We start from the raw sequence: 4,594 nt of genomic DNA on the forward strand, positions 1-4,594 counted from the left end.
GATGGCCGGAGCGGGGCTGTCGGTGATCGCCATCGTGGCGCTGCTGATCGGCCGCCATTGGCGCCGCCTGCTATGGCCCGTGCTCGCGGTGATCGTCGCGGCCGGCTTCGTCGGCTATGTGTCGTACAGCTTCGGCAAGGCGGCGACGGTGCCGCCGATCCACGACATCACGACCGACCTCTCCAACCCGCCGACCTTCGAAACGCTGACCTTGCGCGCCGACAATCGCGATATCGTTCCCGATGGCGGCCGCGCGGACCTCGCGGACCTCGACAATGCCGCCCGCTGGCGGCGCTGGCACGAAGAGGCCTATTACGATATCCGGCCGATCCTCGTCCCGGTCCCGGTGCCCGAAGCGGTCGCGGCGGCCGAACGGCTCGTCGAGCGGCGCGGCTGGGATCTCGCGGCCGCCGACCCCGCGACGGGCCGGGTCGAGGCGACCGACACCGTGTCGATCTACCGTTTCAAGGACGATGTCGTCCTGCGGATCACGCCCAATCCCAATGGCGAGGGAAGCGTGGTGCATATGCGTTCGGTCAGCCGGGTGGGCGTCAGCGATCTCGGGGTCAACGCCGATCGCGTCCGCGCCTTTCTCGACGATCTGGCAGCGGAAACCGGCGTCTAGCGTCGCGCGTCAGGCGGCGCGCAGTTCCTCGAGGAAGGAGGCCGTCGCGTCGCGCAGCGCATCGGCCTGCTCGGCCAGGCTCTCGGCGGTCTTGCTGACGTCGGCGCTCAGCGTTCCGCTGTCGCGCGCCGCGCCGGCGACGCGCTGGATGTTTTTCTGGACATCGTCGGTATCCTGGGCGGCCTGAATGCTGTTGTCGCCGATGTTCCGCGTCGCTTCGCGCTGCTGCATCACGGCCGACGCGATCGAGTTCGAGATTTCCGTGATCCCGCCGATTTCGCGCGTCGCCTTGGTCATCGCCCCGACCGCCTGTTGCACGGCCTCGTCGATTTCGCGCAGCTGACGATCGACATTGTCGGTCGCGTCGGTGGTCTGCTGGGCCAGCGTCTTGACCTCCTGCGCGACGATGCTGAACCCGCGGCCGGCTTCGCCGGCGCGGGCGGCCTCGATCGTGGCGTTCAGCGCGAGCAGGTTGGTCTGGCCGGCAATCTCGGAGATCAGCGCGACGATCTTGCCGATTCCCTGGGTGCGTTCGAGCAGGACCTTCATCGCCGCATCGCTTTCGCGGGCCGCCTCGGCGACCGTGGTGTTCAGGGACAGCCCGTTGCCGATCTGTTCGGAAATCTCGCTGACCGATGCGTCGAGCTGCTGGACCGCGCTCGCGACCTGCTGGACGGCGGCATTGGCGCCCGCCGCGCGCTCGGACACTTTGGACGCGTCGGCGCTGGTCTCGCCCGAAAGCCGGGCAAGGTCGGAGGAGGAGGTGTCCAGCATCGCGATCGCTTCGCCGAGCCCGGTCGCGACCTTGACGACCGACTGCTTGAAGCGTTCGCCGAGCGCGAGCAGTTCCTTGTGCCGCTGTTCGGTCATTTTCTCGCGTTCGGCGAGCAGCGATCGTGCGCTGTCCACCTCGCGCGTCCGCTCGGTTTCCACCCGCTGCCGCTCGGCCTCGAGCAGCGAGCGGCGTTCGGTTTCCGATCGCGTGAGTTTCTCCATCGCCATGCTGTTGGCGACAAGCTGGCTCGACTGGTCGACCACCGTGCGTGCGAGCATCAGCAGCAGAACGACGAGCAGCGGAAACAGGATCCACTGGCTCGCGGCATCGCGCAGCACGATGTTGAGAACGAAGTCGATCGCGATCGGCAGCGAGAAGCAGGCAAAGGCGGAGGGGAGGGTGATGAACATCAGCGCGCCCGTGCAGATGAGTCCGACCTGGAGGGTCAGCACCATCGACCGGGTCTGCTCGGGACTGCCGTCATAGAGCGCGCTCAGGAACAGGCTCCATCCGATCGCCGCGACGAGCGCGTTGATACAGATCATCAGCGCCAGCCGCCTGGGATCGTCTATCTTCGCTTCGATGCCTTTGACGGAAAAACTCATCAGGCCGAATATCGAGCTTGCGACGATTACCGCCGCCCCGGCGATGAGCAGGCCGAGATTGGGCGTGTCGGAATAGAGGAAGACGAGCAACGGCATGAAGGCCAGCGCCGCCGGCAACAGGCTGTAATAGGAGCGCGCCGCCGACCGGATCTGGCTCTGAAGCGCGCGATACCGGAATGTGTCGGGGCGTGCGCCGACCCGGACAAGCTCGCGCGCATAGAAACGCGGGTTGTCGGACCAGTATTTGTGAGCAGCGCTGTCGCTTCGTTCCGCCAATGGCCTCGCCCCACATCGATAATCGCCGATTTTAGCGCCTGGCGGGTAAAAAAGCTGTTAACCAACGGAGCGGTCAGCCGATCGTCGTCCAGTCGAAAGGCAGGGTGATGTCGAGAGCCGGAACGCCATCGGGCATCGGATATTTGAGACCGTTGCCGCAATTGAACAGCACGGCCCGGTCGCCGGGCCGCACCTGACCGGTCTCGAGGGCCTTGAGATAGCCGGCGACGGTGGCCGCGCCTTCGGGACACAGCAGCAACCCCTCTTCGCGCGCGACGCGGGCGCGGGCGCCGAAAATCGATTGCTCGTCCACGGCGATCGCGAACCCGTCCGATTCCCGCAGGGCGCGCAGGATCAGGAAATCGCCCAGCGCGGCCGGCACGCGGATCCCGGCGGCGCCCGTCGCCGCGTTTTCCCAGCGTTCGGCCGTGTCCGCGCCGGCGTTCCAGGCGCGGACGATCGGCGCGCACCCCTCGGCCTGCACGGCGACCATGCGCGGGCGCTTCGATCCGATCAGGCCCACGGCTTCGAGTTCGGCGAACGCCTTCCACATGCCGATCAGGCCGGTGCCGCCGCCGGTCGGGTAGAAGATGACGTCCGGCACCTCCCAGCCCAGCTGCTCGGCGAGTTCGATGCCCATCGTCTTCTTGCCTTCGACGCGATAGGGCTCGCGCAGGGTCGCGACGTTGAACCAGCCCATCTCCTCTTCGCCCGCATGGACGAACTTGCCGCAATCGTCGATCAGCCCGTTGCAGCGCCAGACCTTGCCGCCCTGCAGCGCGGTTTCGCGGACATTCACGTCGGGCGTGTCCTCGGGGCAGAATATGAAGCTTTCGAGCCCCGCGCGGCTGGCATAGGCGCTGGCGGCGGCGCCCGCATTGCCGTTGGTCGGGATCGCGACGCGGCGGACGCCGAGCTCCTTGGCCATGGCGATCGCCATCGCGAGGCCGCGGGCCTTGAACGAGCCCGTCGGCAGGCGGCCTTCGTCCTTGACCAGTATTTGCCCGTCGGAAAGGCGGTTCAGCGGGATCAGCGGGGTGAAGGTTTCGCCGAGGCTGGCGATATTGGCCGCGTCCCGGACCGGCAGAAGTTCGCGATATCGCCAGAAATTGTCCGGGCGCCCGGCGAAACTGGCCTTCGTGAGCGAATTGCGAAGCGCGTCGAGATCGTAGCGGGCGAACAGCGGCGCGCCGGCCGGCGAGAGATTGTGGAGACGCCCGGCTTCCACCGTCTCGCCCGTCCGCGTGCATTCAAGATGCGTAATATGGCTGGCTGTCACGCGGTTGCGTCCCGATCGTCGTTTGGCCGTTTATCGTTCCCACGCCCTTAGCGCCTGTCGGGCGGATAAAAAAGAATGCTCCCCCGCGCGATGGCGGGAGAGCATTCCGAAATGCGACAAACCGGTCGTCTAGCGCTTCGAGAACTGGAAGCTCTTGCGCGCCTTGGCCCGGCCGTATTTCTTGCGTTCGACGACGCGGCTGTCGCGGGTCAGGAACCCGGCGGCCTTCATCGTGCCGCGCAGTTTAGGCTCGTAGCGGGCAAGCGCCTGGCTGATGCCGTGCTTGACCGCGCCGGCCTGGCCCGAAAGCCCGCCGCCCTTGACGGTCGCGACGATATCGTACTGGCCGCGGCGTTCGGAGATATCGAACGGCTGGTTGATGACCAGGCGCAGCGAAGGCCGCGCGAAATATTTGGACTGGTCGCGGCCGTTGACCGTGATCATGCCCTTGCCCGGCTTGAGCCAGACGCGGGCGACCGCGTCCTTGCGGCGGCCGGTCGCATAGGCGCGGCCCAGATCGTCGATCTCCTGCTCGCGCAGCGGCGTTTCCTCGACCGGAGGAGCCGCTTCTTCGACCGTTTCGGCGGCCTCGTCGGCGGCCGTTTCGGTCACCGCTTCCGCTTCGGCGGCAGGCTTTTCTTCGGTCTTGGTTTCGGCTTCAGCAGCCTCGGTGATCTCTTTCAGATCGGAGAGGGATTTCTTGTCGGCCATTATGCGCCCACCTTGTTCTTGCGATTGCGGGAAGCGAGATCGATCGTCTCGGGCTTGAGTGCCTCGTGCGGATGCTCGGCGCCCGGGAAGACGCGCAGGTTGCGCATCTGCTGACGGCCCAGCGGACCGCGCGGGATCATCCGCTCGACGGCTTTCTGAAATACGCGCTCGGGGTGCTTACCCTCGAGGATGCGTTCCGGCGTCGTTTCCTTCAGGCCGCCCGGATAACCGGTATGCTTATAATAGATCTTGTCGGTCGTCTTGTTACCGGTGAAGCGGGCCTTCGCGGCGTTGATGACGATGACATTGTCGCCGCAATCGAC

General features: G+C 66.2%; 5 protein-coding genes. 1 reads left to right on the plus strand and 4 read right to left on the minus strand.

Features of this window, described 5'->3' with window-relative positions; translation table 11 throughout:
- The coding region (locus tag ACTS1X_RS09220) for a DUF1499 domain-containing protein (RefSeq protein ID WP_442614094.1) at window positions 1–625 on the plus strand (625 nt) is incomplete at its 5' end.
- 9 nt (window positions 626–634) lie between these two features.
- Here ACTS1X_RS09220 and ACTS1X_RS09225 read toward each other — a convergent pair.
- From ACTS1X_RS09225 to rplM, 4 genes are all read right to left on the minus strand, one after another.
- Window positions 635–2,281: a methyl-accepting chemotaxis protein gene (locus ACTS1X_RS09225; protein ID WP_442614095.1), complete on the minus strand. Its 1,647-nt coding sequence runs from the start codon at window positions 2,279–2,281 to the stop codon at window positions 635–637.
- A 73-nt stretch (window positions 2,282–2,354) separates the two neighbouring features.
- Window positions 2,355–3,560, minus strand: a complete 1,206-nt coding sequence (locus ACTS1X_RS09230; RefSeq protein ID WP_442614096.1) for a threonine synthase — start codon at window positions 3,558–3,560, stop codon at window positions 2,355–2,357.
- A gap of 129 nt (window positions 3,561–3,689) precedes the next feature.
- The gene (gene rpsI, locus ACTS1X_RS09235; protein WP_442614097.1) at window positions 3,690–4,271 is read right to left on the minus strand and encodes a 30S ribosomal protein S9; all 582 of its coding nucleotides are present in this window, start codon (window positions 4,269–4,271) and stop codon (window positions 3,690–3,692) included.
- A partial coding sequence (gene rplM / locus ACTS1X_RS09240; protein ID WP_442614098.1) for a 50S ribosomal protein L13 occupies window positions 4,271–4,594 on the minus strand: 324 nt, incomplete at its 5' end. The genes rpsI and rplM, both read right to left, overlap by 1 nt.

The organism is Parasphingopyxis sp. (assembly GCF_052168275.1).
Classification (GTDB): Bacteria; Pseudomonadota; Alphaproteobacteria; order Sphingomonadales; family Sphingomonadaceae; genus Parasphingopyxis.